Source organism: Thermostichus sp. OS-CIW-29, assembly GCF_054058195.1.
This window is the reverse complement of the sequence record NZ_JBSSAB010000006.1, coordinates 38,515-60,353: the sequence shown is the minus strand read 5'-3', so window position 1 is coordinate 60,353 and position 21,839 is coordinate 38,515. Positions and strand designations below refer to the sequence as shown.

The window sequence follows — 21,839 nt, the reverse complement described above, 5'->3', positions numbered from 1 at the left end:
GTTTACGAACCATTGTTAGTACTTAGGATATGAAGCACTTAAAAATTAAGAGAAAATGCTAACCCGTAGTCGAGCTGAATATTCGAGACAATGCTCTGGCGCTCCCAGCTACCAAGGCGAACTCAAAAAGCGTTCATAAGCATTCATACCCTTTGTAACAGATTGCAAGCAAACCTTCACAAACAGATCACTGCACCCCAGAGTTAGATTTTCTACAGGAGCAGAACCGGGAAGTGCCACCCTTACCTTGGTTCAGTTCGACTCCCAGGATCCCTATGAAGTCATTCACCGCTTCAAGCCAATTGCCGAGGTCCCTGAGCTGACCCGCGAGACCTACGTGCCGCGAGCTTCTACTCCCTTGCTGGATGCCATGGGGCGCGGCATCATCGACCTAGAAAAGAGCCTCAGCGAACTCAGCGAGGCAGATCGCCCGGCCAAGGTTGTGATGGTTGTGGTAACCGATGGGCAAGAGAATGCCAGTCGCGAGTTCCGCAAAGAGCAAATTGAGAAGATGATCAAGGAAAAAACCGAGAAGGAGAGCTGGCAGTTTGTCTTCTTAAGCGCCGATCTGGCTGCCATTGGGGATGCCCAAACCGTTGGCTTCGCTCCCAGCGCGTCCTTGCTATATCAGAAGTCTAAATTGGGCAGCGCAGGAGCGTGGACTTCTCTCTCTCGGCGCACCTCCGAGTACCGATTGGCTGTTCGCCAGAGGCTTATGTTCCTTGATGAAGACCGACAGCATCCCGACGATCCGAACAAGGGCAAGGAAGAAAGCTAATCCCTCTGCGGATAGGGCTTTGTGGGCAGGTTGACACGGGAAGCCCCTCGGATCCAGGGAAAGGGGAAGTATTGCAATGACCTCTGGGCCAGGGAGGATCCCTTCAGCGCCGTCGTCTGGAGCAGCGACGCAGTAACCAACTGGCGGCGGCCCGGTCGCCTTCATCCCATGCCAACCGCTCCACGGCCACCATCACCATCGAGGTGATCACAGCTTCACTTAAATGGCGAGAACGCAAATGCTGCACGGCTGAAGTGGCGGCCTCCAGGTCGCGTCTGCGAATGGCGCGGAGCAGCTCATCAGACATAGACCAAGTCAACGAGCCTCACTTCCTTTCTGCCCCCTTTCTACCCCAAGAGCCAGAAACTTCCCCTTTCCTTCACCTGCTTGTCAGATAATGCAAAAGTTCGTCTTACTTTCACGAAATATCTCACAAGATGTCTCAGGAATTGTTACACTTTTTGCCCCTGAGCCGACCAGGCATGTTAGGCAGCAGGAAGAGCCACAGGAGAGCACGGGATCCCTTGGATAAGCCGCTCCATTTCCGCTTGCAAATCTTGGGTGAGGGCTTGTACGGCTTGTCGGCGGTTGGCCTGGTAGGCGGGCCAGCGTTCGGAAACCGAGAGGGGATCCCCAATGCTGAAACGGGCCAGGCGGGGTCCCAAGCGGGGGGGAGCAGTTCCGACGGGATTTTCTCCTTTGATCCAAGCCAGCAGACTCCAGAGGCGCAGGGCGGTTTCCGCCAACTCATCCAGACTCAAACTGGGCTGCTCAGGTACAGGGCGCACCGCAAACACCATTAAGGTTTCCGCCAAGCGCATGTGCCAGAGGTGAAAACTGGCCTCAGCAGCCACTCGATTGGCCAGCCCCCTTTCCAAAGCCGAGAGAGCAGCAATATCGGCAATATCTTCGCGGTAGATCCAGGCCCAGCCCGCCTGTTCGATGCGGTGCCGCCGCTCGATTAAGTCTCCCTGGGGCTCCAGACCAAAATGCTGCTCGGCCACGCGCAGGACCAGATCCGATAAGCTTTGAAGACGCGCCAACAGATCCCCCTCTTTAACTTGGGCTCTATCTGCAGCAGGAAGGGCAGGGGCATAAAAGCGCTCATAGAAGGTCTGCACGACTTGCAGCAGGTGTTCTCCCAAGCGAAGAATACGGGCCAGCAAAAAGGCCTGACTGGCATGGGTTGAGCGCGGGGGTGGCAGCTTGCAATCGGCCTCCATGCGGCTGAGCAATCTATTCAGAGCGGCACTGGGATCCCGCAGGTAGGAATAGCGAAGGCCTACCGGCAAGATCAGCACCTGCTCTGGCCGTCCCGCCTTGTGCAGATCCTCCACCGCCCAAAAGCTCATCTGGGCTACCCCCGGCTCCAACGGGTTGAGAAGACTGCTCATACCGTTGATCGTTCCTTCTGGAGCTACCGCCAGCGGATATCGGCCCGATACAAACTGCTCACGAGAACTCTTTAGCCCTGCCCGATCCAGACGGCCTCGCAAAATCGGGATCCCGCCCAAGCGCGGCAAGCCCCAACGGGCAACGGATCCCAGCCACAGAGGTAGGCCGCGGTCGTAGACAAACAAAACGTGGGGTCGGCCCCGAAAGCCGATCCCCTGGCGTTGGGCCACCTGCGGCAGAAGATGGGCAAACAAGTACATCAAGCAGGGGGGATCATCGAGGGTCGGGTGTCGAAACGCCACCAACAGGCGAATCTTGCCCGCCTCAAACTGCTGATAAAGCTGAGCCAAACGCTCTCCCCCCTCCACTTCAACGCGAGGGATCCCTTTGGTCCATCGCAACCAAAAGGGCAAGCCTGCTTGAGCAAAACGAACGACCCAAGGCGTCAATCGCGGTGGCAAAAACTTGAGGGGTGGCTGAACCTTCTGTTGCATAGGGATCCTTATCTAGGGTCAGAAAGAGGGTGAACCTAGGCTTTGGATCCCATCTTAAAGAGGGCAAAGCGGGAAGAAAGCCACACAGTGACAGTTCGTCAACTGGATCCCTTCTCCTCACTCCCGGCCCGGCAGCGGCTCAAGCCCCAGCAGTTTTTTTCCGGCGACCGCGAGTCGCTTTGGGGGAAGCTTCTTTACTTGGGGTTGACTCCTCCACCACCTGGCCGTTTAGCACTTGCTTGAGGTGAATGTGCTTGTAACCCAGCTGAATCTCGAACTCATCCCCGGGTTTGAGATTCATTTTTTCGGTGTAGGCCGACCCAATGATCAACTGCCCATTTTTGTGAACGCTGACCCGAAAGGTTGGCTCACGACCGCGCTTGTCTCGGCTGGAACTTGGGCTGAGACTCAGACCTTTTGCCGCCAGCACCGCGTCATAGAACTCATTCAAGTTGACGCGAGGCTTGTTGGTCTTGGTCATGGTTACATAGCCACATCGCTTTGCCGTTTCTCGGCGCGGAAGATGCCCCAAAGCTTCGACCTTCTGCAGCAGAGCCTTCCCGGTTAAAGGTTGTGGTGGTATATCTGACATTTTTTAATGTCCTACATCCTTCTCTTAAGATCATACCCTTGTGATGTACTCCTGCAACCGAAAGTCTGAGACTTTTTTGAAGACAGGTTTTTCTCTTGTTCCTTGAGCCAGCAGCTCCGAAGGAAAAACCTCGTCTCCCTCAAGAGGTGTTCCTGCCCTTGCCAAAAGGTGATGGGGGCAAAAAGAACTCAAGCCCTGAAGAGTGCTGGGGCTTTTGTGGATGGAGCTGACAAAAGATCGCCTTGGGGGTAGTACCGCGGTGTAGATCCGACTCACCGCTTTCTACAGCCTCATCCCCACTCGTCGGCTGCCCCAAACTCTGATCACAGCCAGAAAACAGGCTCGACTTTCCAAAAAACCGCCGCTGAGATGGTGATTGCCTTGCGCAAATCGGTCGAAAAGACAGCCAGAGCGGTGTGAAGCTGGATGCCATCAGACCTAGGCCAGCAGGCATTTTTATCTCTTGGCAGAGGCCGGCTACATCTGAGTAATAGCTGAGGGATCCCCTCTTCGGCACTTCTTCAGATGGGAGCGCAGTGAGCGCGAGTTGCCCAAAGCAAGTTATTCATTCAGGATCCACTCGATTGGCTGCCGCTGAGACAACGATGAGTGGCAAGCTCACCAGCAAACAAAAGCCCCATTGCTCCCAAGACAGGGGTGCTGTGTCGAAGATAATGTTGAACAGGCTCCACTGGCTGAAGAGGATCTGCAGCAGGATGGCCGCCCCAATGCCGATGGCAATGGCTGCTGTATCCATGAGGCGCTCATGGCGCTCCAATTGGCTGGCACGTCCACGGCCCAACAGGGTAGGAATGGCCTGGCTGAGGCTGAGCAAGTAGAAGATGCGCCCGATCACCAACGCTTGGATGGCCATGGTGCGGGCCAGGTCAATGCTGCCGGTGGTTTGTTCGATGTATTCAAAAACCCCGAAGATCAAGATCCAGTTGAACACAGACACCAGCAGGATGCGCTGCAACAGCCTAGGAGAGAGCAAGTTGGCGTTCGGATCCCGCGGCGGGCGGGTCATCTCTCGGCCTGTGCTCGGCTCAAAGGCAAGAGGCACCGTCATGGTGATGGAGTTGATCATGTTTAGCCACAGCACTTGAATGGCCAGAATGGGGAGCTCGCGGTTGAGCAGCACGCTGAGGAGAATCGTCATCGATTCCCCCCCGTTCACCGGCAGGATGAAGGCAATGGCTTTGAGCAGGTTGTTGTAAACCGTGCGCCCCTCCTCAACGGCTGCCTCAATGGAGGCGAAGTTGTCATCGGTCAGGATCATGTCGGCAGCAGCTTTGGCCACTTCGGTGCCGCCTCGCCCCATGGCAATCCCCACATCTGCTTGCTTTAGGGCCGGAGCGTCGTTGACGCCATCGCCGGTCATGGCCACGATCTGCCCCCGCGCTTGCAGAGCTTCCACCAGGCGCAGTTTTTGCTCTGGCACCACCCGCGCGAAGACGGATCCCCGATTGGCAGCTTCCACAAATTCCTCCGGGCTGAGCTGCTCCAGATCTCGACCGCTGTAGGCTTGCACAGGTTTTCCACCCCCCAGGCCCATCTGCTCGGCAATGGCTTGAGCCGTGAGCACGTGGTCGCCGGTGATCATCTTCACCTGCATCCCAGCCGTTTGACAGGAACGCACGGCGGCAATGGCCTCTGGCCGCGGCGGGTCAATCATTCCCTGCAAACCGAGGAAGATTAAACCCTCCTGCAGATCTGGGTGATCCACCCGAGTTTGGCTGCTGGGGACGGTTTTTTGGGCAAAGGCCAGAACTCGCAGCCCCTGCCGTGCCAAGGCCTCCACCTGCTGGCGAATCCGCTCCTCTTCCAGAGGCTGGATCTCCCCCTGGGATCCCATCTGGCTGCGGCAGCGGGGCAGCAGGGCTTCCACCGATCCCTTGACATAGATGCAGTGCTCTTCTGGCCCCAGGCGGTGCAAGGTGGCCATGTACTGAAATTCAGATTCAAAGGGAATGCTGTCCAGGCGAGGGCGGCGGCGCTGCAGATCGTCCATATCCAAACCCGCCTTTTGGCCCGCCACAATGAGGGCAGCTTCGGTGGGATCCCCTACCACCTCCCACTGGCCGTTGTCTTTGGGTTGCAGACGGGTGTCGTTGCAGAGGCAACCGGCCAAGAGACAAGCCTGTAACACCGGCAGCCGATCCACTTCCACCGGAGCATCCCCCTCCTGGGCCAGGATTTGTCCCTGAGGACTGTAGCCACTGCCTGTGACTCGGTAGAGCTGGGATCCGGCGTAGATGGCCTGCACCGTCATCTGGTTTTCCGTGAGGGTGCCGGTTTTGTCAGAGCAAATTACCGTAGCGCTGCCCAGGGTCTCCACCGCCGGCAGCTTGCGGATAATGGCGTGGCGTTTTGCCATGCGGGAAACCCCAATCGCCAAGGTTACAGTGACTACCGTCGGCAAGCCTTCGGGGATAGCACTCACCGCCAGCGCCACTGCCGCCTCAAAGACACTGGCCGCCCCCTGTCCCTGAGCCAATCCCACCAAAAAGGTGAGCCCGGCCAAGCTGAGGATGATCCTGAGCAGCATGAGGCTGAATTCCTCGAACTTGCGTGTTAGGGGAGTTTGCAGGGATCCCCCCTTTTCGACCAACTCCGAGATACGGCCTGTTTGAGTCTGGTTGCCAATGGCCACCACCACCCCTGCTCCTTGGCCGAAGGTAACAAAGCTGCCGGCATAGGCCATGTTCTGGCGGTCGGCTAGGGGTGTGTCTTCCGCCAGGGATCCCAGCCGTTTTTCCACCGGCACCGACTCTCCGGTCAGGGCCGATTCATCCACCTGCAAGTTGCGCACGCTCAGCAAGCGCAGGTCGGCGGGCACCTTATCTCCCGAGCTCAAGAGCACCACATCCCCCGGCACCAGCTCCCGCGAGGGCACCCGCAGTTTTTGCCCCTCCCGGATGACAGTAACCTCCGTCACCACCGACTGGGCCAGGGCGGCGATCGCTTCCTCCGCTTTGGACTCTTGGATGTAGCCGATGAGAGCGTTGATCACCACCACCGCCCAGATCACGATGGCATTGCGCCAGGATCCCAAAAACGCCTTGACCGCCCCGGCAACCATCAAGATGTAGAGCAAGGATTGGTTGAACTGCTGCAGAAACTTCACCCAGGCCGGGGTAGCCGCCTTGGCCTTTAGCTCGTTGGGGCCATATTGCTTCTGCCGCTGGATCACCTCAGCTTGAGACAGACCCCGTTCCAGAAGCGCCGCCAGAGGCAGATCCACTGCAACGATTTGGCGGGCAACATCCTCTTCGGGCAGAGCGTGCCAGGGAGCTGCCGGCAATGAGTCAGGGGAGACGGATTTTGCCATCGCAGGTCTCTAGTTGAATCGCAACAGAACTTGAAAGCCAGCCGTGAATTCAACGGCAAATCCCTCGTACAGTCCACAGCCTAGCCGACGCCGCCTACCCCCCAGAAGTGCCGCTGTTCCCCCCAGCGTCAACAAAGCCTAGTACCCAGGAATGCTGGGGAAGGGAAACCACCTGTCCAGTTGTTCTGTCGGGGGTCGTAGACCTAGACAAGTGGCGTGGGGTAGGAATACCCAACCGCGAGGTAAAGACTCCATCCCGCTGACGCCAAGGGAAGCCCGCGCTCTGTCCGTAGGACGAGCGCCGGGAGGATGTCACGAATGCTAGGGTCTGTAACAGAGGGGAGCTTGCTCAAGATCGACAGGGATCCTCAGCCAGCCGAGCCAGAGCCTCCAAATCAGCACCCACCACGCGGTTGAGAATCCATTCGGGATGTTGCTGGGCACCCATGCGTCGATAGAACTCTATCGCCGGCTGATTCCAATCCAAAACCATCCACTCCAGCCGCCCATATCCTTTGGCCACCGCCTCCTGAGCCACCCGCGCCAAGAGCGCTTTGCCAATGCCTCTGCCGCGAAACTCCGGCAACACGAACAGATCCTCAAGGTAAATCCCTGGTCGGGTCAGGAACGTGGAAAAATTGCGGAAGTAGAGGGCAAATCCCACCGCTTGCCCCTCCACTTCTGCCAACAACGCCGAGGCCAAAGCCTCTGGGCCAAACAAATAGTGGCGCAACAGATCGGCGGATCCCGTTACCAGGTGGCTCAGCTTCTCGTACTCGGCCAAGGCGCAGATGAGGTCAAACAAAACGGGCACATCTAAGGCGGTGGCAGGACGGATTTCCATACTTTTGCCTGGCTTCACAACCAATTCCTTGAATTTCCTGAGATACCGGCACGAGAACAGACCACAGTTTATTCTTGTTGTGGACAGAACGCCCAGGCAGCATCTTTTGGACGCGCAGCGTGGTGGGGGCAGCGGCAGGGGCCCAGAGGACTCACCGCACAAGGCAGGTAGGGTGACCGAGAAAAGTAACGGCAGAAGGGATCCCAGGCCGAGTCAGAAAAGAGAGTTGGCATGGCCCGGCGCTCGTCCCCGATTGAGAGGCGGCGGGATCCCCTCTTTTCCAGCAGAGGGATCAACTGAGCCCAGAACGTCAGCCCTAACCACAAGCCAACTCCCATGACCAGCGCTTGCACAATTGCCCTCCCCCGTCGGCCAACAGCGTTGTCTTCCAACCAGAATCAGCCTCGGCCAGCCTGCTTGCCCAGGACTAGCGTGGCAGCCCGTTTTGGAGCTGTCCTTCCCTGCCGGCAAGAACCCGAGAAAAACCGATTAGAGTGAAATATGGACTGACCCGCTGAGCCTTCCGATTCCATGACCACCTCCACCCTTGATGCTGCCGCCATCCTTGAGGCGTTGCGCCCTGTTCAAGATCCGGAGCTGCGCCGCAGCCTGGTGGAACTGAACATGATCCGGGATATTCGCGTCGAGCCTGGGCGAGTGGCCTTTACCCTGGTGCTGACCACGCCGGCCTGCCCTTTGCGAGAATTCATTGTGGAGGAGTGCAAAGCTGCCATCCGCCAGCTGGCCCCCATCGAAGCCATTGATGTTACGGTAACGGCAGAAACCCCCCGTTCCCCTTCCCTGCCGAATCGCCAGTCCATCCCCGGTGTGCGCAACATCATCGCCATTTCCAGCGGCAAGGGGGGCGTGGGCAAAACCTCGGTGTCGGTGAATGTGGCGGTGGCGCTGGCCCAAAGCGGGGCCCGGGTGGGGCTACTGGATGCCGACATTTACGGTCCCAATGTGCCGCTGATGCTGGGCCTGCAGGATCGGTCTCTGGTTGTGCAAAAACGGGAAGATGGCGGCGAAGACATCTTCCCCTTGGAAAATTACGGCGTCAAGATGGTGTCGATGGGCCTCTTGGTGGGACGGGATCAGCCGGTGATCTGGCGGGGGCCAATGTTAAACGGGGTGATCCGGCAATTTCTCTATCAGGTGCAGTGGGGAGAGTTGGACTACTTGATTGTAGATATGCCCCCCGGCACCGGCGATGCCCAATTGACCCTAGTGCAGGCAGTGCCGCTGGCAGGAGCTGTGATCGTCACCACGCCACAATCGGTGGCCCTGCTGGACAGTCGCAAGGGCTTGAACATGTTTCGGCAGTTGGGGGTGCCCATCCTGGGTATTGTGGAAAACATGAGCTACTTCATCCCGCCCGACCTGCCGGATCGCCAGTACGATATTTTCGGCTCAGAAGGGGGAGAGACCACGGCCCGCGAGCTTGGTGTCCCGCTGCTGGGGCGGATCCCGTTGGAGATTGCCCTGCGCCAAGGGGGGGATGCGGGCCAGCCCATCGTCATCAGCCAGCCTGAGTCAGCCTCGGCCCAGGCGCTTCGGCAAATTGCCAAAACCTTGGCAGGCCGTGTTTCGATGCTGGCTTTGGGGGCAGGCTAGAAGCGCTCGGCTTCCACCAACGAGACCCCGAAGCTGCGTCCCCCCACCACAATCCCCTCTTGGGCCTTGCCGCGCACGGTTACAGTGCTGTTCATGGCCGGTAGGCCCTTGTCGGTGATGACCCAGAGGGAGCCGCTGTTGTCTTGGATCTCATACACGCCCTGGCCGAACACTCCTATCTGGTTCACCACGCGACCGCGGATATACACATTGGTGTAGCGGGAGGGATTTTGTTCGATCTGGGCGATGGGGGTTGTGCCGATGCCCAGACGCGCCAGTGGCCCACACCCGGCTAGGGCCAGGCTCAAACACAGCAAGAACACCAGGGATCCCTTGGGGAAAGGTAGGCCGAGTCGCTGTTTCATGGGTTGCTTCCATTACGAGCACCTGCTCCCACCATAGCAAGCCGGCAGGGAAATCCACGGCCAAGTTAGAACTTCTCGCCAATGCCGAAATGCAGTTGGCCTTGGCCGGCTCCGCCTTGCCCAACCGCGTAGTCGATGCGCAGCGGCCCCAAGGGAGATTGGATGCGAATGCCGACCCCCAGCCCCAAACCACTGCCCGGCTTGTTGCGCACCGCTGCAGGATTGCCGGCCACCGCAGCTCCACTGCCCAAATCGGTGCCGTAGTCGGCAAAGACCACTGCCCCCACCGGGTCGAAAATGGGAAAGCGCAATTCGGCGGTTGCGGTGGCAAAGCTGCGACCGGAACCGATACCCCCCTCGAAAAAGCCCCGCACCGAGTTGCCGCCACCAATGGCAAAAGCATCGTAGGGAGCCAAGTCGCCGATGGTCGTGCCTGCTCGCACATCAAAGGCCAATACCTGCGGTCGCTCGCTGCGGGTTTCAAACAGGTTGACGGGAATGAACTGGCTGTAGCCGGCCTCGAGGCGGTTGGCATTCAAGCCATTTTGAAACAGACGTACCGACTGTTCTGTGGAGATGCGAAAGACCGAGCCCTGGCTGGGGCTGTTGGGGTTGTCGCGGGCGTCGTTGACGAGGCCAAACCGCAAGGTGGTGTAGCTGTCTTGGCCGCTCTCGCTGAAGGTAATCGGGTTGCCCAGCACATCGAAGCGCTGCTGCTCCCCGTTGCTGTTGCGAGCTTCTACAAATTGGATGCGGGTGCCCAAGCTGGCCCGCCAATTGCCCCCAATCGGGCGAGAGAAAGTCACCCCGCCGCCAAGACGGTTGATGCGCACGGGATCCCCATTGGGCAGGGTGAATCCCTCATTAAAGACAAAGCTGGAGCTCTGCTGGTTGGAGATGTTGACGTTGTAGGAGGTGGGAATGTCCAGCGTGGCAATCCGCGGGTCGGTGAAGTTTAAGTCGAAGAGGGTTTCGTTGGTGCCCACCTGCACGTTGAAGCTGGCACTCTGGTTGTTGCCGCCCAAGTTTTGTTCGGAGACGTTGAGGCCGGCGAAGACCCCTGTGGCGGAGCTAACGCCGATGGTGCCGCCCAAGGTACCGGTGCGACGTTCTTCCACGTTCACCACCACCACCACCTTGTCGGGATCCTGGCCGGGGTTGAGCCCCACATTCACATCTTGAAACAGGTTGAGATTAAAAACCGCCTGCAGGTCTTCCTGGATTTGGTTGCGGTTAAACACATCCCCCGGCTTGGACTTCAACTCGCGGGTGATGATGAAGTCACGGGTTTTGGTGTTGCCCTGAACGCGAATATCCTCGATCACCCCTTCGGCGATCTCCAGGGTGATGGTGCCGTCTTCAGAGGAGCGCACATCCGTCACTTTGGCCAGCACGTAACCCTTATCGGCGTACCACTGTTCAATCTCGGCCACAGCCAGTTGCAGCTCGCCGAAGTTGAGCACCCGCCCTTCCTGGTCGGCAAAGGCGGCCCGCAGCACTTCCGGATCCAGAACTTTCGCCCCTTCCGTGCGCACGGCTTTCAGGATTGGGTTGGGCTTGACCTCAAAGGTGACCCGCACTCCCAAAGGCGTATCGGAAGGCACTGCCCGCACATCGGCAAACAATCCGGTGGCAAACACGGCATTGATGTCTTCCCGCAACTGGGATCGGGTGGAAACCTCGCCGGCGCGGGTGCGGATGACGCTGTAAACCCGGTTGATCAGCTCCGGATCTTCAGTGCCCTCAACCACTACCTCCGCTACCAACACTTCTGGCTCGCCGGCAGTGGGGGGTGGGGTGGGGGAGGGCTGGGCGGGGGTGTCGCCACCGGTGCGCAGGTCGAGGGTGCCGGGCTGAGGAACCGATTGCGCCCAAGCCGGGGATCCCATCAGCAGAGCGCTACGGGACGCTTCAGCAAACGCAAAAGCGGTGCAGAGCACCATCCCGCGGGTGAGCGCTGAAGTTAGCCAAGGGCGAAGTTGCCTGGAACGATTCATGGGGATCCCTCGCACACCAAAAAGCAAGATTGCAGAGCCGGGCCAAGCTTGCGTTAAAACCCTCTGCCGCCCAGCAGCGGACAATTGCCCTGGATTATATCAATCCCCATCCACCCAGATCCGAGCGTGGCCGCGAACCGGATTGCGGACTTGGGCAGTCTGGAGTGCAAAAAGCAGCCTCCCCCGCTCAAGGCAGGCGCAGGGATCCCCTACAGCGCTGGCCGCAAGACCTCGGCTCGACTTCCTCGGCAGCTAGGTTGACTTGGGAGTTGAGGATGACGACGGTGATGGGAGCAGGAGTGGGAGGCAAAGAGCGGCTGCTCCTCCAGCCCCAACTGTCGGCGTACTGTTGTGGGGGAACGTTGGGCAGGATCAGGACGGTGTTTTGCAGGACGTTGCTTTGCAGGGTGGTGGCGTTGCCGTTCAGGATCGCCATCTGCTGGGTGTGGGAAGTCTGAGCCAGGACGGCTGGAGCAAACCCGAAGCCGAGCAGAGCTGCCACTCCGGGGAGGAGGAGTTGGGTGGACAACATCGAGGATTCTCCACAAGACGCCAGGATGCCGACACTTTAGCCTGCTTTGCCCTCCGCTGAGTTGCCGCAAAAAAAGCTACGTGATGGGGAGGGATCCCTGCTGGGGATGTACAGCCGCGCGGCCCAAACCCACAAAAAGGCCTGCAGAGGGTACTCTGTGCAGGCCCGTCTTGCTCGTCTGGATTGTCTTGATGGAGCTGATACATTCACGCTGAACTCTCCTGAACATGGTTCAGGAAAGAAGCGATCGCATCCTGCCTATCTCTGTTCGCGTCAGCGGGACGGAGTCCAAACAGGAAGGCGGTATCCCGCAAAGCCCTGAGGAATACCCCCCGAGCGCTTTCCCCCTTCACTTCCCGGCAACCGTTGCGGTGGACTCAAGGATCAGGGGGAAACTTGGTCTACTATATCCCTCTCAATGACTTTTGCCAAACCGCCTAAAGCTCAGTAAATTCAGCAAAGTTCAGGGTTTTGGGGGTTAGAGGCATGCTCGGAAGGAGAAACCGGCCCCCGCTCAGGAGCCGTAGGGGAAAATTAGCTCTCCGGCTCAAACACCTTCAGATCCACCACCTTCCCCCCTTGGAAAGTCCAGTGGGCAAAGGTTCCGGCAACTTCCCCATTCTCATCGAAGTTGATGGATCCAGAGGCGCCGGTGTAGAAGATGTCTTCCCCTTTGCCGATCAGCTCCACCGCCTTGGCCCACTCTCCGGGCAGGATCTCGGTGCCGGGGGGATTGGCCACTTCCCGCAAAGCATCCCGAACAGCAGTGCCATCGGTGCTGCCGGCTTTCTGAATGGCCAGAGCCAGGACAAAAGCGGCATCGTAGGCGGTGTCGATGTAGGGGGTGGGGGGCAGCTCCCCGTAGGCGGCTTTGTAGGCTTCGGCAAAGATTTGGTAAGCCTTGCTATCGGTGAGGGCCTGAGGCGAAACGCCGATGGATCCCTCTAGCTTTTCGGCTCCCACCTGGGCTGCCACGTCGGGAGAGCGCATGCCATCGGTGAAGACAAAGCGGTCAAACAGTCCTTCTTCCAAAGCTTGCCGCAAAATGACCACACCGTTTTCGGGGTAGCCAATCAGCACCAACGCCTGGGGATCCCCTTCCTTCAGTTGGGTCAGCTCACTGCGGTAGGAAGCCTTGCCGGGCTCGTAGGGAACCGACTTGGTGATGGTGCCGCCCCGCTTTTCAAAAGCCGTCTTAAAGCTGTCGGCCAGGCCCTGGCCGTAGTCGTTGTTAATGTAAATAATCGCCAGGCGCTCCAGCTTCTCTTCACGGGTGATCTGGGCCAAGGCCACCCCTTGGTAGGCGTCGGAAGGAACTGTGCGAAACAGAAAATCGTTGTCCTCCAGGGTGGTGATGGTGGGGGCGGTGGAAGCGGGGGAAATTTGCGGGATCCGATTGGGAACAGAAACCGTCGTGGCCACCGGAATGGTGATGCCACTGCCCAAGGCGCCGATGATGCCGGCCACCTTCTCCACGGTGACCAACCGTTGAGCTGCGTCGATAGCTGGCTGAGCCGACGTCTGGTCATCCGCTTCGACCACTTGGGCAGGGGATCCCAAAATGCCGCCAGCCGCGTTGATTTGGTCAATCGCCAGCTTGATCCCCTTGAGGCAGTTTTCCCCGAAGGCCTGCAGATCCCCGGTGAGAGACATTAAAGCCCCGATTTTGACCGGCCCTTGAGTTGCCTGCTGAGCCGTGCTGGGCAGCAGAGTGGTGGCAAGAGCAGCAGCCGTCAGGGCAGCCGCCGCCGCAAAGGCCCGTCGGGTGAGTTTGTTCATGGGAGACATAACCAACAACCTCCTGTGAGGGAAGGGAAAGTAGAACTCAGATCCCAAAAGTCAAGCAAGTGTTGAACCGTAGCAGTCAGACGTTGACTCACCTCAAAGCGTTCCCCACTTCCTCAAGAAAAGATGGCTCCGGAAAACAGGCGGGCCAGACTCAGGATCTCGCCCGTTCCTTGGCTGCTGTAGGGCTGGCTGCGGCCTCCAAAGGCAGTTGCCCCTGTAGGAATCCGGGAAGGATAATGGGCAAACTCGGCCATTGGGCTCATTATATTTTGAGAAATACTGAACTCATCGGTCGGCGGGGTTTTCCCAAGGCAGCGGCGTGATTGTTATCGACGACATCTCCAAGCGGTTTGGCGGCATTAGCGCGGTGGATCACTGTTCCTTCCGCATCGAAACCGGTCGGATTACGGGCTTGATCGGCCCGAATGGGGCAGGGAAGACCACGCTCTTTAACATCATCGCCGGGTTTATTCGGCCCAGCAGCGGGCGCATCTGGCTGGATGGGGAAGACATCACCGGCCTGCCCCCTCACCATCTGTTCCGTCGAGGGCTGGTGCGCACCTTTCAGATCCCGCGGGAGTTTGGCCGCATGACCGTCTTGGAGAACTTGATGGTGGTTCCCCCCAACCAGATAGGGGAAAACCTGTTCGCCACTTGGTTCGGTTGGCGGCAGGTGCAACGACAAGAACGCAACCTGCAAGCTCGGGCGGAAGAGGTTCTGGAACGGCTGAACCTGATCCATCTGCGGGATCAACTGGCCATCACCCTTTCCGGCGGGCAAAAAAAACTCCTGGAACTGGGACGTACCTTGATGACCGATGCACGGGTGATCCTGCTGGACGAGCCGGGGGCCGGCGTCAACCGCACTCTGCTGGCGGATTTGATGCGTTTTATCGAGTATCTCAACCGCGAGCGCGGCTGCACCTTCTGCATCATCGAGCATGACCTGGATCTGGTGACCCGTCTCTGCGACCATGTGGTGGTCATGGCTGCCGGCAAGGTTCTCACCCAGGGATCCATGGAGGAGATCAAACAAAACCCAGCCGTGCGGGAGGCCTATTTGGGATCTGTGGCACTGGCCAACTCCCTAAACCCACCCCAACCCTCCCCTCTGCCTTCGGAGGGATCCCTCTCATGACCCCTTTGCTGGACATCCAAGATCTCTACAGCGGCTACCGGGGGGTGGACATCCTCAAAGGGATCCACCTGAAGGTGAACCCTGGGCAAATTGTGGTGATCATCGGCCCCAATGGAGCCGGCAAATCGACGGTGCTGAAATCCTTATTTGGCTTGGCCACCATCCGCTCAGGCCGAGTGCTGTTTCAGGGATCCGACATCACCCACCTGCCCACTGAGCAACTGGTGCAGCGGGGAATCGGCTTTGTGCCCCAGACCAACAATGTCTTTCCTTCCCTCACCGTGCAAGAGAACCTGGAGATGGGGGCCTTCATCCGACGCGACAACCCTGCCGCCCAATTGGAGCGGGTTTATGAGCTGTTTCCACCCCTGAAAGAGAAACGACGCCAAGCGGCGGGATCCCTATCGGGTGGACAACGGCAGATGCTGGCCATAGGGCGAGCGTTGATGGTGGAGCCGCAGTTGTTGTTGCTGGATGAGCCGACCGCCGGCCTGTCACCGCTGTACATAGAACAGACCTTCGCCCTCCTGCGAGAGATCAACCGTCTTGGCATCAGCATCCTCATGGTGGAGCAAAATGCCAAGCAGGCCCTGAAGATGGCGGACTGGGGCTATGTTTTGTCCACCGGAGAGAACCGCTTTGAGGATACCGGCCCCAACCTGCTGAGCAATCCTGAGGTGCTGGAGCTGTTCTTGGGTGGTTGAGGCCCTCACCCCCCTCCCCTTTCCCAGAAGGAGAGTCAAGCGGGACTGGCCAGTTGCTGCTTGCGCAGTTGAGCTGCTTGGTTGAGAAGAGCCTCCACAAACGTCATCGCTTCTTGGGCGGAGTGGCCGGCAGTGAGTTGGGCCAGTTCTTCGCGGCGTTCCCGTTCTCCCAAAAGCTCCACCCGCACAGAAGTTCGTTTTTGGTGCACCACCTTGTGAACCCGCAGGTGGTGATCCGCCAAGGCAGCGATCAGAGGTTGGTGGGTGACGCAGAGGATCTGGTGATCTCGGGCAATGCTGTGCAGCTTGGTGGCGATGGCTTGCGCCACTTTGCCCGACACGCCGGTATCGATCTCGTCGAAAACCATGGTGGCCACCGGATCGATGCGGCTGAATACGGCTTTCAAGGCCAGCAGAAAACGGCTCATCTCGCCGCCCGAGGCAATGCTGGCCAAGGGCTGAAGAGGCTCACCCGGGTTGGGGCTAATCCAAAAACTCACCTGATCCACCCCCTCTGCTGTCGGGGGGCCGGGTTGGATCTGCACCCGGAATTGCACTGCGCTCATCCCCAGCGGGCTGAGCTCTTCTATGAGGGCCTTTTCCAGTTGACAGGCCGCTTGTTGCCGCAGTTGAGAGAGCACCTGGCAATGGCGCTCCAGGTCTTGGGCAGCTTTGTCCAGCCGCACCTGCAATTCCTCTAGGTCGGTGTTGTCTCCTCGCAGTTGGGCCAACTCCGTCTGCACCCGCTCCGCATGGGCCATCACCTCGGCCAAGGTCGGGCCGTATTTGCGGCAGGCTTGTCTGAGTTGCGCCAAGCGCCGTTCAATTTTGTTCAACCGACCGGGATCCGCCTCCAGCGTCTCGCCGTAGCGAACCAGCTCCCGCCCCACCTCCTCCACCTGAATGAGAGCGCTGCTGACCATTTCCGCCAGAGGGGCTAGGTCGGGATCCCGCTGGGTCATGGTCTGGAGCAGCCGCTCTACCTGGCCCAACAGGTCGGCGATGGCCGGTGAGCCACTATCGTTTTGGTAGAGCAGTTGGTGAGCTGCGTAGCTTTGCTGTTGCAGTTCCACCCGGTGAGCCAGGCGCTCTCGTTCCCGCTCCAGCTTGGCCATTTCGTCGGGATCCTCCAGGCGCAGGGCGGCCAGCTCTTGCGCTTGAAACTCCAGTAGGTCTAGCCGTTGCAGGCGCAGTTGTTGGTTTTGCCGGCGGGATTCCACCTCTGTTTTCAGTTGGTTCCAGGTTTGGTAAAGGGCAGCCACCTCCGCCCGTGTTCGCAACAACTCTTCGCCGCCAAAGTCGTCCAGCCAACGGCGCTGGGTTTGGGGAGATTGGATTTGAACGGTTTGCCCCTGGGCAGTGATCTCTACCAATTTGGCCCGCAGGTTGAGCATCTGGGCTTTGTTCACCAGCACCCCATTCACCCGCAGGCGGCTGGTGAGCTTGCCGTTGCGCAACACCAGCTCGCGACTACAAACCAGGCCCTCCTCTAGGGGGTCGATGTGCTCTTGTTCTAGCCAGGCTTGCAGTTCAGGATTAGGACTGAAGATCGCTTCCACCAGACCTCGTTCGCTGCCAGTTCGCAGAGCCCGAGCTGTACCTCCTAGAGCTGCATCCAGCGCATCGAGGATGATGGATTTGCCGGCCCCGGTTTCTCCGGTGAGCACGTTCAGCCCCGCTCGAAAAGGGATCTCCAATTGCTCGATCAGGGCAAAGTTCTCGATCCGCAGCAGGCGCAACATAGGGATCCCGTGGGCTCAGCGTGCCGTTGGCAGTTTTCAGGATAGGGCTTGCAGGGGTCGCTCTGTCCCACGTTAGCGTACCCACCATCCCTCGGCGGACGGGTACAGCGGCCAGCGGGGAGTCTGTTATTGCAGGGGTGGGGAGCACCACCTGTTCTGGTTTGGGGATCCCCTCGGGGAAATTGGCAGCCCGGCTCAGCCCACCAGGGGGTAGCGCTCCATCAGGTAGCAGAGGCAGTCTTGGCGGATGATGCGGCTATTGAGGGTGAGCATGCCCGGCATGATGGGCACGCTGGTGCGAATTTCTCCATTGCAGGCATAGAAAAAGCGATCCGCCACATTTTGGCCCTGCTCGTCTTGCACCTCCAGGTGGAAGCCGTTGTTCGTCCAGCCAATGGGGGTGTGAGGGGGAAGCTCCCGAAAATTGAGGAGATCCAAATCCGGCGGGAAGCGGATGTGGGAGGGGGATCCCTCTTGGTTGCCATCCTCTTCCCCAAAGCTGAAGCTCACCTGATCCGGGATTTTGACAATGGCGACGCTGTGGAAGAGGTCGATATCTTGGCGGAAGACAGGGCGCTGCGGGATCGCCGACAGGTGCAGGCAGGCTTCCAGAAATTCGTAGGCATGCTGGGTGCCGTGGGGCTGATCCGGCTTGCCACACTCCAGGGTCACCGCCGGGCAGAAGCGCCCGAAGGCCATGCTCTGCACCCCTTCTGGCTTGGTGAAATAGAGGACGGTGCGCCCAAACAAGGTGGCCAGGTGCAGGGTAGGGGCATCCAGGTGATTGACACAGGCGTAGTGGGGGTTGGTGCCCGTGTTGTTGTGGATATCGACGCTGGCAAAAACGCCCCGCTGCTGCATTTGCTGAAGGACGGCCTGGGCCATGGCATGTTCGGGGGTGGAGCCGGAGCCCCAAATGCGGTTGTAGTCGGGTTGGCCGTCCAGCCGCCGTTGTCCTTGACGGGCTGCCTGAACATTGCCGATGAAGAGGGAAAGGGAGCGGGGCAATTCCCGTTCGCGGCAGCGGTGCAGAGGACTGTAGCGGCGGAGAAGCTGTCGCACCGCCTGCCAGCCGGTGGTTTCGTTGCCGTGCAGCAGGACGGACACAAACAGGGCGGGATCCCGTCGTCCCGGCAGATGGATGAGGGTTGGCCCACCCAATCGGTCGTAAAGCTGATGGGCCTCTAGATCCAGCAGTTGATCCGGTAGATGATCGAGAACGGTGAGCATGCTGTTTGGGCTAAGAGGCTCGATTCAAACTTCTGGCTTCCGGCCCTAGAGTGGGAGGGAGCGGGAGTCCAAATGAACCGTTTCGCTGCGGTAGCTCGGGTCGCGAAAGACCCTCTGAGCAAGAATCTGCCCGCTCGAAATTTGAGCAAGGGTCCACCCTGCCGCTGCGGTGGCCCACCGCTGGTGCAACTGGCTGTGGGGAGAGCCCTAGTTGAGATCCCAGGTGTGTACCGGTTGGCCTTGCCGCTGCCGTTCCCAGTAGGCACAGGTCAATTGTTGCATATCTTTACCATGCCGAGCCACGTAGCGGCGCTGCCAGGTGGCCCCATTCTGCCCCGACTCCACCCGGGCGCGGAGAATGTCCAGGTACTCCTGAATATCGGAGGGGGCCAGATCCAGTTGAACCAAACCCGCCTCTGCTTGGGGGATCAGCTCTTCCAGCAGCAATTGGCGCAGGGATCCCTGCCAACCCTTGAGCCAAGTGATGGGGGCCTCCAGGCCGAAGCGGGCCGCCGTGTAGAAATTGGCGCGGCACTGGGCAAAGCTTAGCTCCTGCTCGGGGGAAACGGGCTGGGATCCCAAGGCTTGTACCAGGCCAAAGTAGAAGGCCGCGTTGGCGATCATGTCGGGTAGGGTTGGGCCTGCCGCTGCCACCCGCTGTTCGATGCGCAAGTGGGGAACGGGATCCAAGCCGATGAGGGGTCGGTTCCAGCGCCAGATGGTGCCGTTGTGGAGGCGCAAATGGGCCAGCTCTGATGGGGAAGTGGCTAACTTTTGTGGCAATACCACCGGGTAGCGATGCAGGTTTTCCCAGAACAGCTCCATTAGGGATCCCTGTACATAGCCTTGCCCGAAGGTGACGCGGGGGCAGTGGGTGGGGGAGGGCGGGGGTGGCCCATCCAAAGCTTGCTCAAACAAAGGGATGCGGGTTTCTGCCCACAGATCGTGCCCGAACAGGTAGGGGGAATTGGCCGCCAGCGCCACCAAGGGGGCTGACACGAGCAGGGAAGCGTTGAAGTAACGGGCCGCCTGTTGGGGGGATACCTGCAGATGGATTTGAAAGGAGGTGGTCGCCGCCTCCAGCATGATGTCCGGGTGGGTAACCCGCAACCGCCCAGCCGGTCCTTCGATATCTAGCCCCAGGGAAGGGATCGCTTGGGATTGCTCGCGCCGGTGCAAGTTCAGGATTTGCTCATTGAGGGCCAGGTAACGCTTGCGGGGGGAGATCATCTCCAAGGTCAGTTGCTTTTGCTGCACCGTGGGCAAAATCCCGATCATCATCAACCCCGCCTGCAAGTGTTCGGCCACCCGGCAACAGCGATCCCACGTTTGGCCCAGCTCTTGCTGAAACTGCCGCAGAGCCAAGCCGGTCAAAACTTGGGGCCGGCTGTTGATCTCCACGTTAAACTGGGCCAGTTCCGGCACCACCAGCGGATCGTTCACCGCTTCCAGGTAGGCTGAGTTGATCGGGGCCGGATCCCCCTGAGGGGTCACCAGCCATGCCTCCAGCTCAAACCCGCCCACCGGGGATCCCTGGGCAAAGGGCCGGCAGGCGGGATCCAGCCCCGGCGCACCGGCCAACCAGCGCTCGAGCAACTTCGTCTCTTGCTGGAGCCGAGCTGCAAACTGAGCAAAGTCTGCAGTACCAAAACGGAGGCAGGTGATCTCCTGGCCCATGGGAACAACTCCGCAGCTTTTGGGAATGAGGTTAATCGCTGTTGCCGGGATCTCGACACCCCTAGCTTTACTTAGCCCGCAGTGATGGATACATCTTCAATGCGCAGGGCGGGAAAGGCAGCCGTGCCGTTGAAAACCGTTACTTCCTGGGAAATGGCGGAGATATTGCGCAAACAATCGTAGAGATTGCCGGCAATGGTGGTCTCCAGGATGGGGCGTTTCTCGCCGCCTTTGACCAAGAAGCCCCCTTTCACCACCCCAGAAAAGTCACCGGTAATGGGGTTGCTGCTGCCGGAGAGGCGGGTGACGATAACTCCTCGATCCATCGCGTAGAGCTCGGACAGGGGGGTTGTCCCCGGCGCCACTCTCAAACAAGCTGGCCCCACCCCCGGCAGGCTGCCCGCCCCCCCTGTGGCATGGCCGTTGGACGGGATCCCGGCAGCGCGAGCTTCGTAGCTGTTGTACATGAAGTTGCAGAGGATCCCTTCGTGAACCAAGGGGGTGATTTGGCGAGGGATCCCTTCGCGGTCGAAGGGCTCAATGGGGTAGCCGGGCAGGCCCAGGCCTTCAGAAACCACGGTGAGCAACGGGCTGGCGATCCGGGATCCCATTTTTTGCGCCAGAGGGCTTTTGCCTTTGCGCACCGCATCCGCCCCCAAGACAAAGAGGAGATCCCCTAGAAACTCCTCCACCACATCTGGCGGCAGGACAATGGGGCCGCGGAAGCTCTCCCCCTCGCCAGCCCCCAGCGCCCCCACACATTTTTGGACAAAGCGATCAAAAGCCCGCTCCAGCGCCGGCACCAGATCGGCCCGCTTCTGCACACTGTCGCCGTCGTAGGCAAAGCTGCCCACCTCGTCCCCGTCGATGGCCATGCCAAACAGGGATCCCCCCGCCTCGACACTGTGGTAGTTGGCGCGGATGCCGGTGGAAGAGGCGATAGCCAGGGTCTCTTCCTCAACGCTGAGGGAGCCGCTGTCGATGGTGATGCGAGGGTCTTTGGATCGCACCCACTCCAGCAATTGGGATCCCAACTGGGTCAGCTCGGCGGCATCCAGTTCCAGCAGGCCTGGGTCGAGGGCAAAGGGCACCTGGGGCAAAGGTTGGGGCTCCGGCAGCCCGTTGAGGGGATCCGCCGGCGAAGCCTTGGCCATGGCTACAGCCTCAGCCGCCGTCTCGGCCAGCTCTTCCGGGCGGTTGGAGGTGGCAAAGCCCAGCCTGCCGTCGCAGAAAACCCGGATGCCGAACAGGGTCTCGCTGCTGCTGCGGGCCAGGTTGAGGTCATTTTTCTCAAAAGTGACTTCCGTTTCCCGGCCTGAGTTGGCAAACACTTCTGCCTGGTCGGCTCCAGCAGCCAATGCCTTGTGTACACCCTGTTCACAAAGATCCAGCAGGTTTTCCGGGGAAATGATGGAGCTGGGCATAAAAGTGAGATGGCAAGAGGACAGTCCTATTATCGGCTATGGCTCAGAGCTGCTTTTCCCTGACCCCCTGCCGTCTATGGAGTCCCAGCACCAACCCCTTCGTCCAACAACGTCACTCTGGTGCGCACCGTTCCAGCCCGCTCCCCCTGGGCAACAATCAGCAGAGAGCATGACTCTAGTCAATAATAAGCTCA

At 59.4% G+C, this 21,839-nt stretch carries 18 protein-coding genes; 4 read left to right on the top strand and 14 right to left on the bottom strand.

The window, feature by feature from the left end; translation table 11 throughout:
* Positions 1-247: 247 nt before the first annotated feature.
* A complete protein-coding gene (locus ACVWZJ_RS03690) occupies positions 248-778 on the top strand; it encodes a hypothetical protein (protein ID WP_011432401.1) in 531 nt (176 codons plus the stop codon).
* A 103-nt stretch (positions 779-881) separates the two neighbouring features.
* On the opposite strand, the gene ACVWZJ_RS03685 is transcribed toward ACVWZJ_RS03690, so the two are convergent.
* From ACVWZJ_RS03685 to ACVWZJ_RS03660, 6 genes are all read right to left on the bottom strand, one after another.
* A complete protein-coding gene (locus ACVWZJ_RS03685) occupies positions 882-1,085 on the bottom strand; it encodes a hypothetical protein (protein WP_041436260.1) in 204 nt (67 codons plus the stop codon).
* A 178-nt stretch (positions 1,086-1,263) separates the two neighbouring features.
* Entirely contained in the window at positions 1,264-2,667 is a 1,404-nt protein-coding gene (locus ACVWZJ_RS03680; protein WP_011432403.1) for a 1-acyl-sn-glycerol-3-phosphate acyltransferase, read from the bottom strand.
* 139 nt (positions 2,668-2,806) lie between these two features.
* Positions 2,807-3,259, bottom strand: coding sequence for an AbrB family transcriptional regulator (locus ACVWZJ_RS03675; protein WP_011432404.1), 453 nt, complete (start codon positions 3,257-3,259; stop codon positions 2,807-2,809).
* Positions 3,260-3,824: 565 nt separating this feature from the next.
* The gene (locus ACVWZJ_RS03670) at positions 3,825-6,590 is read right to left on the bottom strand and encodes a cation-transporting P-type ATPase (RefSeq protein ID WP_011432406.1); all 2,766 of its coding nucleotides are present in this window, start codon (positions 6,588-6,590) and stop codon (positions 3,825-3,827) included.
* A 349-nt stretch (positions 6,591-6,939) separates the two neighbouring features.
* Positions 6,940-7,434 (bottom strand): GNAT family N-acetyltransferase, encoded by a 495-nt coding sequence (locus ACVWZJ_RS03665; protein WP_414330224.1) that lies wholly within the window; start codon positions 7,432-7,434, stop codon positions 6,940-6,942.
* Positions 7,435-7,502: 68 nt separating this feature from the next.
* Positions 7,503-7,787, bottom strand: coding sequence for a DUF6464 family protein (locus tag ACVWZJ_RS03660; RefSeq protein ID WP_457394676.1), 285 nt, complete (start codon positions 7,785-7,787; stop codon positions 7,503-7,505).
* A gap of 178 nt (positions 7,788-7,965) precedes the next feature.
* Here ACVWZJ_RS03660 and ACVWZJ_RS03655 point away from each other — a divergent pair, with 178 nt between their 5' ends.
* Positions 7,966-9,048: an Mrp/NBP35 family ATP-binding protein gene (locus ACVWZJ_RS03655; protein ID WP_011432409.1), complete on the top strand. Its 1,083-nt coding sequence runs from the start codon at positions 7,966-7,968 to the stop codon at positions 9,046-9,048.
* On the opposite strand, the gene ACVWZJ_RS03650 is transcribed toward ACVWZJ_RS03655, so the two are convergent.
* The 4 genes from ACVWZJ_RS03650 to ACVWZJ_RS03635 all read right to left on the bottom strand — a co-directional run bounded on the left by ACVWZJ_RS03650 (position 9,045) and on the right by ACVWZJ_RS03635 (position 13,730).
* Positions 9,045-9,413: a hypothetical protein gene (locus ACVWZJ_RS03650; protein WP_011432410.1), complete on the bottom strand. Its 369-nt coding sequence runs from the start codon at positions 9,411-9,413 to the stop codon at positions 9,045-9,047. The two genes, ACVWZJ_RS03655 and ACVWZJ_RS03650, sit on opposite strands and share 4 nt — an antisense overlap.
* Before the next feature lie 65 nt (positions 9,414-9,478).
* Positions 9,479-11,410, bottom strand: a complete 1,932-nt coding sequence (locus tag ACVWZJ_RS03645) for a BamA/TamA family outer membrane protein (RefSeq protein WP_148202693.1) — start codon at positions 11,408-11,410, stop codon at positions 9,479-9,481.
* Between the two features lie 187 nt (positions 11,411-11,597).
* Positions 11,598-11,942, bottom strand: coding sequence for a hypothetical protein (locus ACVWZJ_RS03640; protein ID WP_011432412.1), 345 nt, complete (start codon positions 11,940-11,942; stop codon positions 11,598-11,600).
* Between the two features lie 534 nt (positions 11,943-12,476).
* Positions 12,477-13,730, bottom strand: a complete 1,254-nt coding sequence (locus tag ACVWZJ_RS03635) for an ABC transporter substrate-binding protein (RefSeq protein ID WP_011432413.1) — start codon at positions 13,728-13,730, stop codon at positions 12,477-12,479.
* 319 nt (positions 13,731-14,049) lie between these two features.
* Here ACVWZJ_RS03635 and ACVWZJ_RS03630 point away from each other — a divergent pair, with 319 nt between their 5' ends.
* Positions 14,050-14,868, top strand: a complete 819-nt coding sequence (locus ACVWZJ_RS03630) for an ABC transporter ATP-binding protein (protein ID WP_457394671.1) — start codon at positions 14,050-14,052, stop codon at positions 14,866-14,868.
* Positions 14,865-15,572, top strand: coding sequence for an ABC transporter ATP-binding protein (locus ACVWZJ_RS03625; RefSeq protein WP_457394668.1), 708 nt, complete (start codon positions 14,865-14,867; stop codon positions 15,570-15,572). The genes ACVWZJ_RS03630 and ACVWZJ_RS03625 overlap by 4 nt, the downstream gene beginning before the upstream one ends.
* Before the next feature lie 35 nt (positions 15,573-15,607).
* Here the strand turns inward: ACVWZJ_RS03625 and recN are convergent, their stop codons facing one another.
* The 4 genes from recN to ACVWZJ_RS03605 form a co-directional block, all read right to left on the bottom strand.
* Complete coding sequence (recN, locus tag ACVWZJ_RS03620; RefSeq protein WP_457394665.1) at positions 15,608-17,314, bottom strand: DNA repair protein RecN; 1,707 nt, start codon at positions 17,312-17,314, stop codon at positions 15,608-15,610.
* A gap of 195 nt (positions 17,315-17,509) precedes the next feature.
* On the bottom strand, positions 17,510-18,544 hold the full coding sequence (locus ACVWZJ_RS03615) for a M14 family metallopeptidase (RefSeq protein ID WP_457394662.1): 1,035 nt from the start codon (positions 18,542-18,544) through the stop codon (positions 17,510-17,512).
* 207 nt (positions 18,545-18,751) lie between these two features.
* Entirely contained in the window at positions 18,752-20,221 is a 1,470-nt protein-coding gene (locus ACVWZJ_RS03610; protein WP_457394659.1) for a glutamate-cysteine ligase family protein, read from the bottom strand.
* A gap of 71 nt (positions 20,222-20,292) precedes the next feature.
* Entirely contained in the window at positions 20,293-21,645 is a 1,353-nt protein-coding gene (locus ACVWZJ_RS03605; protein WP_011432420.1) for a TldD/PmbA family protein, read from the bottom strand.
* Positions 21,646-21,839 lie beyond the last annotated feature (194 nt).